Genomic DNA, 18694 nt, shown 5'->3' with positions numbered 1-18694 from the left:
AAACAAAACCTGACTTAATATGAGAAAAAAATTACTGGTTTTGCTCTTATTGCTTAGCGTAAGTATCAAATGGGCTAAAGCAGATGAGGGCATGTGGCTACCTTATTTACTGGGGCAGCAAACGTACAACGACATGGTGAAGAAGGGATTGAAGCTGACCAAAGAACAATTGTACAGTATCAACAAGGCCTCCCTGAAAGATGCCATCGTTATTTTCGGTGGTGGCTGCACAGGAGAAATTGTAAGTAACGAAGGCCTCATCTTTACCAATCACCACTGCGGCTATGGGGCTATTGCCTCCGCCAGCTCTGTAGAACACAACTACCTGAAAAACGGGTTCTATGCAAAAAATAAACAGGAAGAAATAACTTCTTCCCAGTTGTCCGTACAATTCCTCGTAAAAGTGGAAGACGTGACCAAACAGGTGGAAGAAGCCCTGAAAGGCTTAGACGGCGCTGAAAGAGCTAAGAAAGAACAACAGATATATGGCGAAGTAATCGCCAAAGCCATTGCCAATACCGGCTACGAAGCGAAAGTAGTACCGATGTTCAAAGGCAACCAATACCTGATGTTTGTATACGAGCGCTATAAAGATATCCGCCTGGTGGGAGCTCCTCCTGAAAGCGTTGGTAAATTTGGCGGTGATACAGATAACTGGGAATGGCCACGTCATACCGGTGATTTCTCTATTTTCCGTGTTTATACAGGTAAAGATGGTAAACCAGCACCATATGCTGCCGACAACGTGCCCATGAAGCCTAAGCACTTCCTGCCGGTATCGCTCAAAGGTGTAAAGGAAAATGATTACGCCATGATCTTTGGTTACCCTGGTGGTACCAACCGTTATGAAACTTCTTACGGTGTTCAGTTGAAAACAGCTGTAGAAAACCCTTTCCTGGTTAACCTGAGAGATGTAAGACTGAAAGCGATGTTTGAGCAAATGAAGAAAGACCCTGCGGTAAAACTGCAGTTGGCTTCTTCTTATGCCGGTATCGCCAACTACTGGAAATTCTTTGACGGCGAAACCAAACAGCTGGAAAAACACGGTGTACTGGCTGACAAACAAAAACAGGAAGCTGCTTTTGCTAAATGGGCACAGGATAAACCGGAATTTTCCGGCATCCTGCGTGATTATGAAGCCGCATATAAAGCATGGACGCCATATGCCAAACAACGTGTTTACCTGAACGAAGGTATCCTCGGCTCTCCGGTAGCAGCTTTTGCCGCTTCCTTAATGGGCGTGGAAAAAGCACTTGTAACAGCAGGCGCCCCTAAAGACGCCGTGAAACAGGCAGTAGAAGCGGCTGATAAAGCACGCACTGCTTTCCTGGAAGGCGAAAATAAACCCAGCGATCAGAAAATTCTCACGGCTACCTGCCATATGTATTACACAGACATCTCTAAAGATCAGCAACCAGTTGGTTTTTATGATGCACTGAAAGCAAAATACGGTAGCCTCGATGAAGACAATACCTACCGCACCTGGGCTGCAGCATTAATGAATAACACCTTCATTTTTGACGATGCCAAATGGAAAGCATTTGTGTCTAATCCTGATGCAGTAACCCTGCAGAGTGACCCGGCATTTGCTTATGCCAGTACATTTATCAAAAACTACGTAGGTAAATATCTTCCATTATACACCCAGTTTAATGCGAAGAATACCGATCTGGGCCGCGCTTACCTGAAAGGTGTAATGCAGATGACGCCTAATGCCAACAGATATCCTGACGCTAACTTTACGATGCGCTTGTCTTACGGCCAGGTAAAACCATACTCTCCACGTGATGCGGTACATTACGATTATGTAACTACTATGAAAGGCGTGATCGAGAAATATGTACCAGGCGATTATGAATTTGATCTGCCTGCAAACTATGTGGATCTGTACAATAAAAAAGACTTCGGTCAGTATAAAGATGCTAAACGCAATGATATCGTAGTAGGTTTCATTACCACCAACGATATCACCGGTGGTAACTCCGGATCTCCTGTTATCAATGCAAACGGAGAACTAATTGGTCTGGCTTTCGATGGTAACTACGAAGCACTGAGCCATAAAATTCAGTTCGACTCCGAATACAATCGTACTATCTGTGTAGATGTACGTTATGTATTGTGGTGCATCGAAAAACTGGGTGGCGCAAAAAATATTATCAATGAGCTGAAACTGCTGAAATAAGAGCCTAAAGCAGAAGGCATAAAGCAAAAAGCTATTGTGCAGAAGATAAAAGCGTAGATCATTCGCTGATATCTTCTGCACAATAGCTTTTTGCTTTTTTGCCTTCTGCCTTGGGCTGAACCTTTTTTAATATAGGGTTGTTATCCCGGTATAACAACCGTGCATGCATAAACGAATTTTACGCTTTGCCTCTTTAATACTGCTCTGTTGCATTACCGGCAACACTTATGCCAGGCAATCTGCCCCTGCAAAGCAGGATAGTATTGCGAGGGACTCTTCTGTACAGAAGGTAATTGGTTTTATTAAGAAGATTTCCTTTGGTGGGGTTTTCCAGGCCAGGTATACCGGCTCATTGACGAAAGATGTGGATGTAAATGGTGTGCATCAGCCCAATGCCGAAGAAGTAGTGCGGAATAGCTTTAGCATAAAACGTGCACGTTTACAGGCAAAAGCCCAGGTGAGCGACCGCTTCACCGCCGCAGTACTGATAAACCTCGCGGAATTTTCCGGCGATACAAAGGGGAAGGTGTTGGAAAATGCGTACGTCTCCTACCGTTGGAATGATGCGCTCAACTTTACCATCGGCCAGTTCAGACCTTCCTTTGGTTTGGAAGACCTCTACCCGGTAGATATTATTCAATCCATGGATTTCTCCAATCAGTATTATGCTTTTGGAAGCAACGGCTGGCAGAGCTTCCAGATAGGCGTTTCCATGTTTGGCGCCTTTAATAAAGACAGGAAAGTGCCCATGAAATATGCCCTCTCTGTGGTGAATGGTAATAACCGCAACCAGGCATCAGATAATGATAATGGCAAACTGGGCACCGCCCGACTGGAGTTCGGCGATATGAACAAGTTATCGCTGGGACTGAACGGTGGCTTCGGTGCAGTAAAGAAACAAAGCGTTTATGCGTTGGGGATAGATGTAAGCGGTGTTATTCCTTTGGCGCCTAAATGGGACCTGCAGCTGCAATCAGAATACAAGCAAGGTAATAACCATCAGCTGTATTATGCCATACCAGACAGTTTGCGTAAAGGGTCGGTCGGTAATTATATCATGAATGGGATATATGTACTCCCCAATTTCCGCTATAAAATTAATTACCACAAACTAACCTCCATAGAGTTTTCTATGCGGTATGAATATTTTAATGAAGATGAGAAACATACGGGAAATGTACGCCAGTCTTATATTCCCATGGTGAGCCTGGCTTTCCTGAAAGACTATGGTGGCCGTATACAGTTAGGTATGCAGATCGATCAATACAACAAAGATATTCCGGGAACTAAAACACATAACAGCAATCTATTGATTGCACAGGTACAATGTAGATTTTAATAAAGGCTATCTATATGAAAGAGATTAAGTATCCGCAACTGTTAATTACACTGGCTTTTGGCCTGCTGATCTGGTTTATTCCGGCGCCGGAAGGAGTGAAGCCGGAAGCCTGGCACCTGCTGGCTATTTTCCTGGCAACTATTGCCGGTATTATTATGAAAGCAGCCAGTATGGGCACGATGTCGATGATTGCCATTACGCTGGTAGCGCTTACCGGCGTGCTGGCTCCGGGAGATCCGGCTAAATCCATTGCACTGGCGCTCAGCAGTTTTGGTGATAAGGTAATATGGCTCATTGGTATTTCTTTTTTTATAGCCCGTGGGTTTATTAAAACGGGGTTGGGTAAACGAATCGCCTACCTTTTCATTCGGGTGTTTGGCCGCAGCTCACTGGGGCTGGCTTATGGACTTGGTTTGGCCGACCTGGTGCTGGCGCCGGCGGTGCCCAGCAATACCGCCAGGGGTGGAGGGATTATTTATCCCATTATGAAGTCGATGGCCATGAACTTTGGTTCTATGCCAGACGATCCTGCTACACATCGCAAACTGGGTGGGTATCTCACATTGAACAGTTATAACATGAACCTTATTACTTCTTCGATGTTTTTAACAGGTACCGCCAGCAATCCGATGTGTCAGAAGTTTGCGAAAAATCTGGGAATTGATATTTCGTGGATGTCGTGGTTTACAGCTGCAATAGTGCCGGCCATCGTGTCCATTATTGCGGTGCCCTGGATCTTGTATAAGATATATCCGCCCGAGCTGAAATCCACCGGGGATGCGCCTGCCATGGCGTCTGAGAAGTTGAAGGAAATGGGACCGGTGCAGAGAAATGAATGGCTGATGCTACTGGCATTCTTCATTCTTTTATTCCTGTGGATTACCGGGGATTTGTTTGGGATAGATGCTACCACTACGGCGTTAATAGGACTGGTATTTCTGCTTATATCACAGGTACTGACCTGGGACGATGTGAAATCAGAAAAGGGCGCCTGGGATACGATCGTATGGTTTTCTGCGCTGGTGATGATGGCTAGTTTCCTGAATACACTGGGTTTTATTCCCTGGTTCAGTGATCTGATCAGGCAGCAGGTAGGGGGTATGAAATGGACGATCGCTTTTCCCATTATTGTGCTGGTATATTTTTATAGTCATTACATTTTTGCCAGTGCTACCGCGCATGTGGCGGCTATGTATTCGGCCTTCCTGGGAGTAGGTATTTCGGTGGGCATACCGGGCACATTGCTGGCGCTGGTACTGGGTTTCTGTGGTGGCATATTCGGTACACTCACGCATTATGGTCATGGACCGGCACCGGTATTTTTTGGGAGTACTTATGTAGATCTGAAAGACTGGTGGAAGTGTGGGTTTGTGTTAAGTATTGCATTGATCATCATCTGGATGGGCMTTGGTGGGGTGTGGTGGAAGGTATTGGGCATCTGGTAACGTATCGCTAAAAATATTTTTATGGGTCAATGGAAGCAACAAACATTATCCAGGAAAAACTGGATGGCATTTACAGGGCTATTCCTCTGTCTTTACCTGGTGATCCACCTGTTGGGTAACCTGCAGTTATTTCTGCCGGCAGAAAGGGCGCATACGCAGTTTAACCTGTATTCACACATACTTTCCGGTAACATCATTATTCAGATCATTTCTTATATCCTCTTTGCCAGTATTATCGGGCATGTGGTATATGCGATTATTATTACGCTTACCAACTATCGGGCAAGAAAGGTAAAGTATCACTATGACCGCAGAGGGGCGGTGAGCAAGTGGTATAGTCGTAATATGGGATTGCTGGGCACTATCATTTTTATTTTCCTGGTGATCCATCTGAAGGATTTCTGGTACGTGTATAAATACGGGCAGCTCCCGCTGGATGCCAACGGGCATAAGGATTTGTATATCCTGGTGGTGAGTGTATATAGTGAATTGTGGTATGTGGTGCTGTATGTGATTTGTATGATAGCACTGTGTTATCATCTGCTGCATGGCTTTTTCAGTGCTGCCAGAACGTTGGGACTTTATCATCCGCGTTATGCGCGTTGGGTCAGAATTATTGGCTGGGTATACAGTATTGTCATCAGTGCAGGATTTGCGGCAATGCCCGTGTATGTTCATTTCTTAAAATAGTTGGTTATGCTGGACGCAAGAATACCGGACGGACCACTGGAAGAAAAGTGGAGTCATTACAAAGCACATGCAAAGCTGGTGAATCCGGCCAACAGGAAGAAGCTGGAAGTAATAGTGATAGGAACGGGTCTGGCAGGCAGTTCTATCGCCGCTTCGCTGGGAGAGATGGGATATAGTGTGAAAAGTTTTTGCTTCCAGGATACGCCCCGGCGTGCGCATTCTGTGGCTGCGCAGGGAGGCGTGAATGCCTGTAAGAATTACAAAAATGATGGGGACAGTGTATACCGCATGTTTTATGATACCATTAAAGGCGGTGATTTTCGGGCCCGTGAGAGTAATGTATACCGGCTGGCAGAGTGCAGTGCCAACCTGATTGATCAGGCGGTGGCGCAGGGCGTGCCTTTCGGGCGCGAGTATGGTGGCTATCTGAATAACCGTTCTTTTGGCGGGGTGCAGGTATCCCGAACTTTTTATGCACGGGGACAAACGGGGCAACAGTTATTGTTAGGGGCGTACCAGGCGCTTATGCGACAGGTAGGCGCCGGCACTGTGCAGTTATTTGCCCGTCATGAAATGCTGGATCTCGTGGTAATAGATGGCAAGGCCAAAGGGGTGATTGTGCGTAACATGGATACCGGTAAACTGGAGCGTCATGGTGCGCATGCAGTCGTACTGGCAACGGGCGGTTTCGGAAAAATATACTATTTGTCTACGTTGGCTATGGGCTGTAATGGTTCTGCCATCTGGCGCGCGCATAAAAGGGGCGCCTATATGGCCAACCCGAGCTGGACGCAGATTCATCCCACCAGTTTACCCCAATCCGGCGAGTACCAGTCTAAGCTTACGCTGATGTCGGAATCATTACGGAATGATGGCCGCATCTGGGTGCCGAAAAGCAAAGGAGAGGAGCGGGAGCCCAACCAGATACCGGAAGAAGAAAGGGACTACTATCTCGAAAGAAAATATCCTGCCTTTGGTAATTTGTCTCCCCGTGATATTGCTTCCCGGGCAGCCAAAGAACGGATAGATGCCGGTTATGGTATCGGGGCACTAAAGAACGCGGTATACCTCGATTTTTCTAAAGCAATTAAAGATCAGGGAGAAGATAAGATCCGGACAAAGTATGGCAACCTGTTTCGCATGTACGAAAAAATTACCGGCGTAGATGCTTATAAAGAGCCGATGCGTATTTCTCCGGCAGCACATTTTTCAATGGGCGGATTGTGGGTAGATTATGAACTGATGACTACCATCCCCGGGTTGTTTGCTTTGGGAGAAGCCAACTTCGCCGACCATGGGGCTAATCGCTTAGGGGCCAATTCTCTTCTGCAGGCCAGTATCGACGGGTATTTTATTGCACCTTATACCATGGCTAATTACCTGGCAGATGAAATTAAAACAGGGCCTATCGATATACGGCATGCCGCTTTTGCAGCAGCAGAAGAGCATGTGCAACTGCAATTGAAAATGCTAATGGGCATACAGGGTAATCTCAGCGCAGATTATTTCCATAAAACATTGGGCAGGATACTGTATGATAAATGCGGGTTAACCCGCTCCAAAGAAGGATTGGAAGCCGCTATCAAAGAGATTGCGGAGTTACGGGAAGATTTCTGGCAGCGTTTATACGTACCCGGTGGCTATGCGATTAATACAGAACTGGAAAAAGCAGGCAGAGTAGCAGACTACCTGGAATTGGGAGAGCTGATGTGTTATGATGCCCTTACCCGGGAAGAATCCTGTGGGGCACATTTCCGCGTAGAGTATCAGACACCGGAAGGTGAGGCTATGCGTAATGATGCTGATTTCTCTTTTATATCTGCCTGGGAGTGGGAGGGTGCCGGTAAGCCACCGCAGCTTCACAAAGAACCTTTGCATTTTGAGTTTGTAACACCTACAGTAAGAAGCTACAAATAACGTAAACTAACGGTTATGCGTATACGATTGAAAATATGGCGGCAGGAAAACCAGGAAGATGCTGGAAAAATGGTGAGTTATACCTTGGAAGATATTAATCCGCATATGTCATTTCTGGAGATGCTGGATACGCTCAACGAGCAGTTGTTGCAGGAAGGCACTCGCCCCGTGGAATTTGATCATGATTGCCGTGAAGGTATCTGCGGACAGTGCGGTGTAATGATTAATGGCCGTGCACATGGACCGTTACTGAATACTACTACTTGTCAGTTGCATATGCGCACGTTTAAAGATAACGAGGAGATTGTAATAGAACCTTTTCGTGCGACTGCATTTCCGGTGAAATGCGACCTGAAAGTAGATCGTTCTTCTTTTGACCGCGTCATACAATCAGGTGGTTTTATTTCGGTAAACACAGGACAGGCGCCGGAAGCCAATGGTATTCCGATTGGCTCTCCAATTGCCGAAGAAGCGTTTGATGCGGCCGCCTGTATTGGTTGTGGCGCCTGTGTGGCAGTATGCAAAAATTCGAGTGCGGCCTTATTTACCAGCGCGAAAATATCGCACCTGGTGCTGTTGCCACAAGGACAAATAGAGGCGCAAACAAGAGTAAGAAATATGGTAGATCAGATGGACAAAGAAGGCTTTGGTCACTGCAGTAATACGGAAGCCTGTGAAGCAGAATGTCCGCAACAAATTTCGGTGCTGCACATCGCCCGCATGAACTATGAGTATAACAAAGCACAGGTGCTAAAAAAGTAAAATTATTTCTTCATATACCCGTATACGTATTACTACTTATTTTAAAAATAAGTTAGGATACTTGTCTTTTATTGAAATATAGGTTGTAAATTTGCGTCCGTTTGAATACCGAATATATACTGTTGCTGATAAGAGTTGCAATTGCAATGGTGTTAACCCCGGTGAATTATTTGTAACAGGGTTTGTGACCCCCCAAAAAAAGAAAGAAATAAGATGAAACTTAGAATGTTTGTGGCAGCCATTGTGCTGTTGATAACAGCCATGACGGCTTGTTCCCCTAATCAAAAAGAAAATACCACTGAAGTAGTAACAGGAAATGCAGGTAATTTCCTCATTATCAAAGGCCATGGTTTTAGCGAAGACAAAAATCAGAATAAAGTGATCTTTGGAACGGTCCCTGCGCAGGTATTGCGTGCGGATGCAGACTACCTGTTGGTAAAGGTTCCTGTGCAAAAAGTTGCTACGGTACCCGTAGTAGTAACCGTAGGAGAAAATATTTCCAACGCTATGCTGTTTGCATATCATCCTAAGCTGGTAGCTTCCAGCTTTTAAAAGAGTGTGAGTTAAATGTAATGGGTAGAGGTCTTTTAAGATCATCTACCCATTATGTTTTAAGTCGTATTTTTTTCCTACACTTGCTGTATGTATAAGGAGATCCGACCTCATCATTTATTAGCTGATTATGTAGATGCCTACTGGGTAAGCGCTGTTATGCAGTTCAGCCAGCAGCGCATTCTGCCGGATACCTGTGCGGATATTATATTCAATATCAGTGAGGACATTATTCCTATTGATAATGGAGATTTGATAGCGCCTAATACCGCTTTTGTGGTAGGTACGATGACCGCTTTTCAGGATGCAGAGATGTCGGCAAATACACGCATGCTGGGAATACGTTTTCATCCCGGTGGCCTGAATGCCTTTACGGGACTGCCATTGCAGCTAATTACAGATGGGCATCTATCATTAAAAGAAATAGCTGACAATTGGCACACTATGTTGGAACCTTTGCTGGCAAAGGAAAATTCTCTCTAAGGAAAAATAAATTCACTGGAAAAATTCTTGTTGCAACGTTTACCGGTACGCAATATGCAGGCAGGTAAAATACAACATAGCATATCACTGATCCGTCAGTCGCAGGGCGGAGTGCCCATTGCAGCACTGGCTGCGCAGGCATTTATGAGTACCCGCAATTTTGAACGATGCTTTTTGCAGATGACTGGTGTGTCCCCTAAAAAATTCTCTCGTATTGTTCGTTTTATAGAAATAAAGCAACAGCTGAAAACAAATGCGCCTACTCATTTATTGTCACTGGCACTCGATAATGGCTTTTATGATCATGCACATTTAACGCGTGAATTCAAAGCATTTTCCGGAGATAGTCCTACGATATTTCTGCAGCGGTGACAGTACTTACACCGGGCAGAGGTAGGGCGATTATGTCGTGATTTCAACGTAAAGAGAATACGTAATAAACTAGGCAGCACAAAGCCCGGCTCGGGAAAGGGCAGACTTATTAATAAAAAAAGCTATCGCCGATAGTGGTCAGCAAGAGGTGTATTTCCACCTCGTTGATCATTATCGGCGATAGCTTTTTTTATGGTATAGTGCAGTTGAGTTTATTTATCCTGCATACCAAACATTACTATAATCTTCCCGTCTTTATACAGGTTCAGTGTTTGGTCTGCTACGTCATACCGATAAGTATTTGCGCTGATCAGTTTAAGGAATTCTGCTTCCCGGCGCATCACATCTGCATCAGCGCAGGCCATGCGGGTGCTGATACCCTGGGTAAATTTAATCTGATCTTTGGTAGCGCTGTATCCGCCGGAGATATTGTTACAACCGCCTTTGCCATGAAACCGCTTTTTATCAGTATCAAATTCCACCCAGATGCCGGAGTTAGATAAAGTATTACCATTCAGTTGGATCACATTCCATTTTTTGCTGCCAATGAAAGCCCACTGCCTGGCATCAGGAGAGCCGCTTTCTTTCGCTTCCATGGTGAATTGCAGGGTGAGTTTATCATTTTCATACAGGTTTACCGTTTCGCCTGTTACAGTATAGGAGAAAGTATGTCCACCTAATTGTTGCAGGAATTCTGCTTCCCGGTGCATCACATCGGCATCAGGGCAAGCCATACGTGTACTGATGGCCTGTGTAAAAGTAATTTTGTTGCCGGTAGTGGTGTATCCGCCGGAAATGCTGTTGCAACCACCTTTTCCGTGGAAGCGTTTTTCGGCGGCATCTAATTCAATCCATACGCCGGAGTTGCTGATAGTACCTTCATTCATTTGCGTCAGTGTCCATTTTTTGCCGGTAATACCGGTAGTGTTGCCGGAGTTAGCATCTTTATTCTGCAGCGCGAATTGCAGTACTGTTTTACCATTTTGGATCAGGTTAACGGTTGTTCCTACAACTTCATATTTAAAGGTCTGATCCCCCAGATGCTGCGTAAAAGCGCCTTCACGTTGCATTACGTTATTATCGGCGCAAGCCATGAGTGTGCTGGCTACTTTACTGAAAGTAATGTTGTTGCCGGCGATAGTATAACTTCCCATTATGCCGTTGCAGCCGCCGTTGCCATGCATACGCTTTTTGCCGGCATCCAGCTCTATCCAGGTTTTACCATCGGAGATATCGCTATCGTCCATTTTCACCAATACCCATTTTTTGCCGGTAATGGCGGCGGACTGACTACTATTGCCGATTCTTTTTTTCTCCAATACTTTGGTTAGTGTGTATTTAATAGAAGAGCCGTCTGCTGGTGGGTTCTTGACCTGGGTGATTCTTACTTTCAGTTTATAGCGATAGCCAGGTGTATATTTAAAGCCATTGATATTGGTGTATAAATTGGACCAGTCAGCATCATTAACGCCTTTTATTTGCAAACACTCCATAGGCGCCACTCCCGTACAGGGTTCCTTGGATTCTTTAACATAGATCACCTGCGTTTTGGCAGGTTGTTGCTTGTTTTGGACGGGGGCCATGAAAGTGGTCGCGAGGGTGATTRCTAATTCGAATAACATAAAATATAGATTTTAATAAATAACAACAAAAGGAACGATCAGGTTTTATCTTTTGTTACAACTTCCTATATTTTTCAAAAACGCTGCCAGACTCATTTTGAAGGCCGTACTATTCGCTTTTGCAGCCATGGTAGGCTGTTTTATTTGGTTTGCCAATGCCGTTTATGATGGATTCATAATAAGCCAGCTTATCTTTTCCTGGTAGCGCAATAATGGTAACGTCATTTGCTGTTAACAAATCGAGCTTGTATTTGGAGGCGGCTACATACTCTTCCGGGATGTAATAAAATATTTTGTTATGCACCGGCACATTTTTATGGTGGAATTTCTGCCGGGCCCTGTAAGTCAGGAGCCACCACAGATCAGTTTCTACAAAGTCGAGCGACAATCCGAAGATGTGAATATCATCCATAAAAAAGAGATCAATCCACGAGTGGAAGTATACTTCTTTGAAATGTATACGCCGCAATAGAGACTTTTTAGGTACTTCTTTGGAAGTGTACACGGTGCCGCTGACCACATAATTGCGCATCATCTGTAACTGTCCGCCATAGTGCTCAAAGCCAAGATTGATGCTCATCGGATTCAAACAGTCGCCATGAATATGCCAGTAATTGGTATCTCCGACTTTATACTTTCTGAAGATGCTGTAAAACTTTTCGTTGATAAGACTCGTGTTTTCCAGCGGAGTACTGCCTTCCAGTGTAAATTCATAGTTCGTGGTAAGGATATGTGCCGGCTTCAGGGCCCTGATGGCGCTGTGTATGGGATTGCTTTTTATCTCGGCGGCTTTGATAGCGATAAATGATTTGAGGTCTTTTTCACGGATTTTATGGTTTTTACTGGCGGTTAAAAATATTTCTTCATACAGCAAAGGGAAAGGCTTTTTATCATCCAGCTGTATGCAGTCGCCTGCATGACAGAAGGTGATAATATCCTGCAGCAGGTCTTTCCAGCTTTGGCCGCGGGAAATGTTGTTAATGTCATTTCCAATTAATAGAACATGGTTTTTCATAAGATACATTCGGTTTTTAGGGGTGGATAAATCGGAAGGTTAGGTTAATTCTTCCGGTAGATACTTTAGATGTTTTAGGGACCTGGTGTTCCCAATATTCCTGCAACATACCTTTCATAATAAGCAGGGATCCGTGTTGTAGCGGCAACTCATATTTCCGCTGATGGTCACTTTTATATCGCAGCAGAAACCGCCTGGTGGCACCAAAGTTGACAGAGGCAATTACCGGCTGAGGACCCAGCTCGGGCTCATCGTCTGCATGCCAGCCCATAGAGTCGTKTCCGTTACGGTAGAGATTCAGCAATACACTATTAAAGGCATGGCCGCTAGCCGGCGTAATACGGTCGCGTATCTGCAACAATGAAGGCGTCCAGCTTTCCGGGGAGAAGGTATTGCCGGAGAACCGGTAGGAAGTGGGGGCATCACCGTGCCAGGACATTAAACGGGGGAATAGCACAGACTTGCCATACATCTTCATAGATTCCTGTTTCCAGGCAATGGTATCGGTTAATTTTTGCATGAAATGATCGCTCTCCACAGTAGTAAAAAACTGCGGATAATAGACCAGCTCTCCATTCAGTAATGAAATCCTGGTAGCTGCATCCTGATCATCGAAGAAACTTCCCTGCACATTCATACTACAAATTTAGGAAGATGCTACGCAGTGTATATGTGGTGTTATTTATCTGGTGTATTATCTTTCCAGGACCACAAATAACGGCAGGCATGTGTACGGTAAGGGGACCATTTATCAGATATTTTACGCAGCTGATCCCTGAAGGCCTTCTTATCTTCCCGGTCCAGCTTGTACAGCTTGATCATGGCTTGCTGCAGCCCCCAGTCATCCATGGCAAATATATCGTCGCGGCACAGGTAAAACATCAGTAGCATTTCTACTGTCCATCTGCCTACACCCTTGATTTGTGTGAGATAGGTGATGACTTCTTCATCTCCCATCTTCTTAAGTTTGCTGTCGGTCAACTTTTCAGCAATCACAAAAGCGGCTACATTGTGTACATAGGTCACCTTGGCATTGGATAAACCGATGCCCCGGAGCGTTACAGCGGGGGTATCCAGTATTTGTTGTGCGGTAGGCTCCTTTCGGCCATAAAGGTCCAGGAAACGGGAGTAAATAACATCTGCAACCTTGGTGGATAGCTGCTGACTCATAATAGAGCCGATCAGTTTCAGGCAGATGTTTTTTCGTATGGTCAGCTCCGTTAGCGGGCCGCCGATAATTTTCTGCAGCTTCTTATCCTTGCTGAGATGTATCTGATAGTGCACCGGCTTAGCATCCGGAGTGCCTGCTGATCTGGGCATAACCTGTTTTTTTTAGTTAATACATCACATCATCCTTCACTCCGGAATACCAGATACCTGACTAGTAATTGAATGGCTGTGTATAGATTACCTGCAGGAGGGTCTGACCTACAGACTGCAACGTTTTTTTGTCTATCACATCCATATTGTCGTTCTGCGTATGCCAGTGCGGAGCAAAGTCGTTATTGGCCTGCAATGCAATGATGTCGAATGTAGGAATATTGGCGATAGTATTCACCGCTATATGGTCATCTGTAATATAAGCACCATTGTTCTCATAACGGAACTTATCGGAGTAGCCGAGTTTGTTGGCTACGTCCCAGAACATCTTCATCTGTCCAGCAGCATATTGTTTGGAAGATCCTTCCATGTAAAACTGTGTGCCACGGCCGCCTACCATATCCAGCAGGATACCGTAATTAGCTTTATAACCTGGTACATGCGGGTTCTTGGCCCAGTACTGGGTACCCAGACAAAAAGAGTTTTCGTCACTTTTGGCACCATAATCTTCCACATCTACCAGCAAAATATCTACACCTGCTTCCGGCTTCTGGAGATGAAACTGCCGGGCTACTTCCATGAGTACGGCTACACCACTGGCCCCATCATCTGCACCATCCAGCTTCTTTGTTTTATCAAAGGCATCTTCATCTGCCCATGGGCGGGTATCCCAGTGTGCCAGCAGCAGTACACGCTGTTTGGCTGCCGGGTTAAAGCTGGCAATGATATTAATACAAGGCAATTTTTCACTCTTAGGGCCGGTTACGGTAGTACGTTGTACGTATACGGTATCCGCCCATGGGCGCAGACTGCCGATCAACCAGCTGGCGCATTTTTCCTGCGCCGGCGTATTGGGTATTCTGGGTCCAAAACTGACTTGTTTGGCAGTGTAAGCATACGCTGAATCTGCCTGGAAAACGGGCACAGGTACATCCAGTTTGGCTACTTTACTGGCGCCTGTACTGTCGTTGGTATTTTCTGTTGTCTGGCCATTCTGCTGACAGGCGCCGGCCAGTATGGCCAGCGCAGTCAGCGTAATAAGAGCTTTACGCATTATCTTCGGAAATATTTAGTTATTGAAGACTGTAAGAAACAGACCCGTCTTTCTCATCTTTCAGCTGAACGCCGATAGATAGTAATTCATTACGGATTTTGTCGGAAGCAGCATAGTCCTTACGGCTCTTTGCTTCCTTACGCATTTCAATCAGCATCTGTAATACCCCATCCAGCTTGTTGTCTTCTCCGGTAATAGTTTCCTGTTGAATACCCAGAATGTCTACCAGGTAGGTTTTCCATGTTTGCTGTAACAGGACGAAAGTATCTTCACTGATCTCGTGCATTTTTATCTGCCCGCCTTTCAGGGAATTGATCACCGGTGTAAGTTCAAACAGATTAGCCAGTATTTTAGCGGTGTTGAAATCATCGTTCATGAATTCAGGGCATTCCTGGCACCAGGTACGTACCTGTTTGTCCAGCTCTTCATTAATACCCTGACCATTGCTGCTGGTATAAGTTAACTTCTGCAATGTTTCATAAGCAGCCCACAAACGTTGTAATCCTTTTTCTGCGGCCTGCAGGGCTTCATTAGAGAAGTCCAGGGTACCACGGTAATGCGTTTGCAACACAAAGAAACGGATGGTCATCGGGCTATAAGCTTTATCCAGTTGAGGATTGCTGCCGGTGAACATTTCCGTGAGCTTAATGGTGTTGTTGTAAGCCTTACCCATTTTGCGGCCGTTAATGGTGATCATGTTATTGTGCATCCAGTAGCGGGCCATCATCTCTCCGTGTACTACTTCACTTTGTGCAATTTCACATTCGTGATGAGGAAACTGAAGGTCCATACCACCACCATGGATATCGAATTGGCCACCCAGGTATTTGGCACTCATGGCAGAGCACTCAATATGCCAGCCGGGGAACCCTTCACCCCATGGACTTGGCCAGCGCATCAAATGTTCCGGTGGCGCCTTTTTCCAGAGGGCAAAATCTGCTTTGTTGTGTTTATCATCCTGGCCTTCCAGTTCCCTGGTGGTTTCGAGCATATCTTCCAGTATACGACCACTCAGAATGCCGTAGTCGTAGTTGGCGGCATATTTTTTCACATCAAAGTATACGCTGCCGTCTACTTCGTAGGCATATCCTTTTTCAATGATCGTTTTGATCATTTCTATCTGCTCAATAATATGACCGGTAGCCGTAGGTTCTATACTAGGTTCCAGGCAGCCGAATTGCAACATGGCCCAGTGGTACAGGTTAGTGTACTTCTGCACCAGCTCCATAGGTTCCAGCTTTTCCAGTACGGCAAACTTTGAAATCTTATCTTCTGCTGCGCGGCCTTCTTCTTCAAAGTGGCCGGCATCGGTGATATTACGTACATAACGCACTTTGTAGCCCAGGTGCTTTAAATAGCGGAATACTACATCAAATGTAATATAAGGGCGGGCGTGTCCCAGGTGTGATTCGCCGGATACGGTGGGTCCGCACACATACATGCCTACATGGCCGGGGTGTAATGGTGTAAATACTTCTTTTTGTCGATGTAATGAATTGTATATCCTGAGTTCTGACATATGCTGTAAATGACAGATGTCATCCGGTTGAACCGGGTCCTGACATCTTATTTTTTATTGGTGGATGGCAAAGATAAAAATTGTTTTCCGGGTACGATAAAACTACCGGAACAACATCGGTCTGCCATACAAATATTATACATTTTCATAATGGTTACAGTTATTTATTTACTTCTACTTCCGTTTTTCCGCTGCCCATTAAACTCAGATTGGCAATTACAGGATAATGATCAGACAGGTCAGAAATGATTTTCTGGAAGCTGTTTACCTTAAAATGATTGCTCACAAAAACATAATCAATGCGTAATGTCGGCGCCAGCCCTGTAAAAGTACGTCCTATTCCTAAACCTTTTTGCAGAAAAGCATCCTGCAAACCTCCTTTAATGGTGAAGTAGGTATAAGAGGCCGGGGTATCGTTGAAATCACCACATACAATGACAGGGTAGGGGCTTTGCCGGATAAAATCACCTACAATATCGGCCTGTTGACTGCGGCGGATATACGCCTCCCGCATTTTTTGTATGATGCTTTTGGTGGCTTTCAACCCGGTATCTTCCTGGTTTTTGATTTTCTGAATAGCCGAATAATCTTTTTTATCAAACCGGTATGATTCCAGGTGCATATTAATGACCCTGATTGTATCATCCCCTTTCTGAATATCTGCATAGATGAGGCTTTCGCTCCTCGGGCCCACGCTCATCTTCACTTTGTCAGACGCAATAATAGGGAAACGGGAATAAATAATCGACCCCCAGTGTTGCATGCCATCGCGGTTAAAATCGCTGGAAAAGTAACGATAGGGCAATGTCATCTCCCTGGAAATATCCTCGCGGTTGTTGAAGTCATTCTTTTTTTCAGAGGTATAAAAATCCTGGAAGCAGACAATATCCAGCTCCTGTTTTTTAATCATGGCAAACATCGCCTGCCGGTTGTATTTACTGTCCTTTTCCCGGTATAAGCCAAACTGGCTCACATTGTAGCTCATAATTGTGAGCGTGCTATCACTCTTCACCGCCCTATTGCCGGAAGGCATGTGAAAGGCCACAAAAGCGCTGATAGATTTCCAACCCAGTAACAGGGCGATCAGTGATAATAAGGCATAGCGATAATTAAAAAATAACCATCCGATAAGGAATATTATCAACACCCCCAGTAAAAACGGGAAGGCCAGTGTAATAAAGCTAATGGGCCAAAACCACGCCGGTGAAATATACGGCGCCATACAGGCTGCCAGGAAAAGTAATACCACGGCGAAGTTGATGATCAAAAAAAAGCCTTTCGTAAATAGTCTTAAAAATCGCACCGCGTCTTACTTTGTTGAAGTACTAAAGTTAGTGTTTTTTCAACGACAGACAGGCCATAACCGGGAAATGGTCTGATGGATGGGTAGGGAAAACCTGACCGCCGTGAATACGGAAGGATGGCTGCGTCAGCACATAATCTATCCGCAGGGAAGGCGACAAAAAGGAGAGGGTGCGCCCCCAGCCACTGCCGGTTTCCAGGAAAACATCCTGCAAATTCCTGCTCACTGTTTTATAGGTAAAGGATACCGGGGTATCATTGAAGTCGCCGCAAACTATCGCAGGATAGGGACTTTCAGCTACCAATGCTGCCAGCTGTAGTGCCTGTGCGGATCTTTTCTGAAAAGTGGACCGCATTTTATAAACCAGGCCACCTCCACCGGGCGCCTTCATGTTATCATAATCCTCACCCTTAAACATATACGAAGTCAGATGCACCGAGAAAATCCTGATCGTGTCTCCCTGTAATACAAGATCCGCCTGCAAAAAAGAACTGCCGCTACCCATTGTGCTCTTTCCGCAGGGAATAACAGCAGCAGCTGCGATCGGATAACGCGAAAACAGGGCAATGCCGTAAAACCAGGTGTCCCAATGTGTTTTGTCACAGGTGAAGAAATGATAGGAGTATTGGCCCCTCTGCATCAAACTATCAATATGATGTTCTTTATCCGGCTTGTCGTTGCTGTAAAATTCCTGCATACACAAAATGTCCGGGCTGTTTTTACTCACCACATTATAAATAGCCGCTTCTTTGTCCTTATCCGTTTTATACGCCATTAGTCCCATACTGCTGGTATTATAGGTCATGAGCGTAAACTCCCGGCTGTTGGGCCGTTTGGCAATATTATTTTTAGGAAAGATATGAACGCCCCAGGTGACCAGGGCTGCGGGGATACAACATAGTACTGCAATACTGCACAACAGCAGCTGTTCTTTGCGCTTATACCACCACAAAACAGGAATTAAAAGAAGACAAATGGGAAAGAGGAGGGGAAAGAAGAAGCCAGAAAACCCGGTGATCCAGTACTTACCTGGATTAAGGTGAGATAGATATGTACTCAGTAGAAGGCCTACAGCGAGCATYGTACTGCCCCAAATCAAAATCCGGAGAAAAATTTTAT

At 45.2% G+C, this 18694-nt stretch carries 17 protein-coding genes; 9 read left to right on the top strand and 8 right to left on the bottom strand.

Going from position 1 to position 18694, the window contains the following annotated elements:
* Window positions 1–19: 19 nt before the first annotated feature.
* The 9 genes from AC1DP6_RS03030 to AC1DP6_RS02990 all read left to right on the top strand — a co-directional run bounded on the left by AC1DP6_RS03030 (window position 20) and on the right by AC1DP6_RS02990 (window position 9742).
* Window positions 20–2182, top strand: coding sequence for a S46 family peptidase (locus AC1DP6_RS03030; protein ID WP_477053517.1), 2163 nt, complete (start codon window positions 20–22; stop codon window positions 2180–2182).
* Between the two features lie 163 nt (window positions 2183–2345).
* A complete protein-coding gene (locus tag AC1DP6_RS03025; protein WP_477053516.1) occupies window positions 2346–3521 on the top strand; it encodes a porin in 1176 nt (391 codons plus the stop codon).
* A 14-nt stretch (window positions 3522–3535) separates the two neighbouring features.
* A complete protein-coding gene (locus tag AC1DP6_RS03020; RefSeq protein WP_477053515.1) occupies window positions 3536–4966 on the top strand; it encodes an anion permease in 1431 nt (476 codons plus the stop codon).
* Between the two features lie 21 nt (window positions 4967–4987).
* Window positions 4988–5656 (top strand): succinate dehydrogenase cytochrome b subunit, encoded by a 669-nt coding sequence (locus AC1DP6_RS03015; protein WP_477053514.1) that lies wholly within the window; start codon window positions 4988–4990, stop codon window positions 5654–5656.
* Window positions 5657–5662: 6 nt separating this feature from the next.
* Entirely contained in the window at window positions 5663–7573 is a 1911-nt protein-coding gene (locus tag AC1DP6_RS03010; RefSeq protein ID WP_477053513.1) for a fumarate reductase/succinate dehydrogenase flavoprotein subunit, read from the top strand.
* A 15-nt stretch (window positions 7574–7588) separates the two neighbouring features.
* Entirely contained in the window at window positions 7589–8335 is a 747-nt protein-coding gene (locus AC1DP6_RS03005) for a succinate dehydrogenase/fumarate reductase iron-sulfur subunit (protein WP_477053512.1), read from the top strand.
* 213 nt (window positions 8336–8548) lie between these two features.
* Window positions 8549–8887 (top strand): IPT/TIG domain-containing protein, encoded by a 339-nt coding sequence (locus tag AC1DP6_RS03000; protein WP_477053511.1) that lies wholly within the window; start codon window positions 8549–8551, stop codon window positions 8885–8887.
* A gap of 90 nt (window positions 8888–8977) precedes the next feature.
* Window positions 8978–9370: a DUF6597 domain-containing transcriptional factor gene (locus AC1DP6_RS02995; protein ID WP_477053510.1), complete on the top strand. Its 393-nt coding sequence runs from the start codon at window positions 8978–8980 to the stop codon at window positions 9368–9370.
* 27 nt (window positions 9371–9397) lie between these two features.
* Complete coding sequence (locus tag AC1DP6_RS02990; protein WP_477053509.1) at window positions 9398–9742, top strand: helix-turn-helix domain-containing protein; 345 nt, start codon at window positions 9398–9400, stop codon at window positions 9740–9742.
* Window positions 9743–9954: 212 nt separating this feature from the next.
* Here the strand turns inward: AC1DP6_RS02990 and AC1DP6_RS02985 are convergent, their stop codons facing one another.
* The 8 genes from AC1DP6_RS02985 to AC1DP6_RS02950 all read right to left on the bottom strand — a co-directional run bounded on the left by AC1DP6_RS02985 (window position 9955) and on the right by AC1DP6_RS02950 (window position 18527).
* On the bottom strand, window positions 9955–11364 hold the full coding sequence (locus tag AC1DP6_RS02985; protein ID WP_477053508.1) for an META domain-containing protein: 1410 nt from the start codon (window positions 11362–11364) through the stop codon (window positions 9955–9957).
* A 109-nt stretch (window positions 11365–11473) separates the two neighbouring features.
* Window positions 11474–12379 carry a hypothetical protein gene (locus AC1DP6_RS02980; RefSeq protein WP_477053507.1) on the bottom strand — a complete coding sequence of 302 codons (906 nt, stop codon included), beginning with the start codon at window positions 12377–12379 and terminating at the stop codon, window positions 11474–11476.
* Window positions 12380–12395: 16 nt separating this feature from the next.
* Window positions 12396–13016, bottom strand: coding sequence for an alpha-ketoglutarate-dependent dioxygenase AlkB family protein (locus AC1DP6_RS02975; RefSeq protein ID WP_477053506.1), 621 nt, complete (start codon window positions 13014–13016; stop codon window positions 12396–12398).
* Window positions 13017–13057: 41 nt separating this feature from the next.
* The gene (locus AC1DP6_RS02970) at window positions 13058–13699 is read right to left on the bottom strand and encodes a DNA-3-methyladenine glycosylase family protein (protein WP_477053505.1); all 642 of its coding nucleotides are present in this window, start codon (window positions 13697–13699) and stop codon (window positions 13058–13060) included.
* 61 nt (window positions 13700–13760) lie between these two features.
* Complete coding sequence (locus tag AC1DP6_RS02965; protein ID WP_477053504.1) at window positions 13761–14753, bottom strand: M28 family peptidase; 993 nt, start codon at window positions 14751–14753, stop codon at window positions 13761–13763.
* Between the two features lie 19 nt (window positions 14754–14772).
* Entirely contained in the window at window positions 14773–16272 is a 1500-nt protein-coding gene (gene cysS / locus AC1DP6_RS02960; RefSeq protein ID WP_477023749.1) for a cysteine--tRNA ligase, read from the bottom strand.
* 160 nt (window positions 16273–16432) lie between these two features.
* Window positions 16433–17539, bottom strand: coding sequence for an endonuclease/exonuclease/phosphatase family protein (locus AC1DP6_RS02955; protein WP_477053503.1), 1107 nt, complete (start codon window positions 17537–17539; stop codon window positions 16433–16435).
* Window positions 17540–17603: 64 nt separating this feature from the next.
* Window positions 17604–18527, bottom strand: a complete 924-nt coding sequence (locus AC1DP6_RS02950) for an endonuclease/exonuclease/phosphatase family protein (RefSeq protein ID WP_477053502.1) — start codon at window positions 18525–18527, stop codon at window positions 17604–17606.
* Between the last annotated feature and the right edge of the window lie 167 nt (window positions 18528–18694).

This window comes from Chitinophaga sp. 01L420 (assembly GCF_056399985.1).
This window is presented reverse-complemented; position numbering and strand designations above follow the sequence as displayed.

Excerpts from the sequence above, each read along its gene's own strand:
- AC1DP6_RS03030 (WP_477053517.1), top strand. The coding sequence starts at position 20 with ATGAGAAAAAAATTACTGGTTTTGCTCTTATTGCTTAGCGTAAGTATC.
- cysS (WP_477023749.1), bottom strand. The coding sequence starts at position 16,272 with ATGTCAGAACTCAGGATATACAATTCATTACATCGACAAAAAGAAGTA.
- AC1DP6_RS03025 (WP_477053516.1), top strand. The coding sequence starts at position 2,346 with ATGCATAAACGAATTTTACGCTTTGCCTCTTTAATACTGCTCTGTTGC.
- AC1DP6_RS03015 (WP_477053514.1), top strand. The coding sequence starts at position 4,988 with ATGGGTCAATGGAAGCAACAAACATTATCCAGGAAAAACTGGATGGCA.
- AC1DP6_RS02995 (WP_477053510.1), top strand. The coding sequence starts at position 8,978 with ATGTATAAGGAGATCCGACCTCATCATTTATTAGCTGATTATGTAGAT.
- AC1DP6_RS02970 (WP_477053505.1), bottom strand. The coding sequence starts at position 13,699 with ATGCCCAGATCAGCAGGCACTCCGGATGCTAAGCCGGTGCACTATCAG.
- AC1DP6_RS03000 (WP_477053511.1), top strand. The coding sequence starts at position 8,549 with ATGAAACTTAGAATGTTTGTGGCAGCCATTGTGCTGTTGATAACAGCC.
- AC1DP6_RS02965 (WP_477053504.1), bottom strand. The coding sequence starts at position 14,753 with ATGCGTAAAGCTCTTATTACGCTGACTGCGCTGGCCATACTGGCCGGC.
- AC1DP6_RS03005 (WP_477053512.1), top strand. The coding sequence starts at position 7,589 with ATGCGTATACGATTGAAAATATGGCGGCAGGAAAACCAGGAAGATGCT.
- AC1DP6_RS03010 (WP_477053513.1), top strand. The coding sequence starts at position 5,663 with ATGCTGGACGCAAGAATACCGGACGGACCACTGGAAGAAAAGTGGAGT.
- AC1DP6_RS02980 (WP_477053507.1), bottom strand. The coding sequence starts at position 12,379 with ATGAAAAACCATGTTCTATTAATTGGAAATGACATTAACAACATTTCC.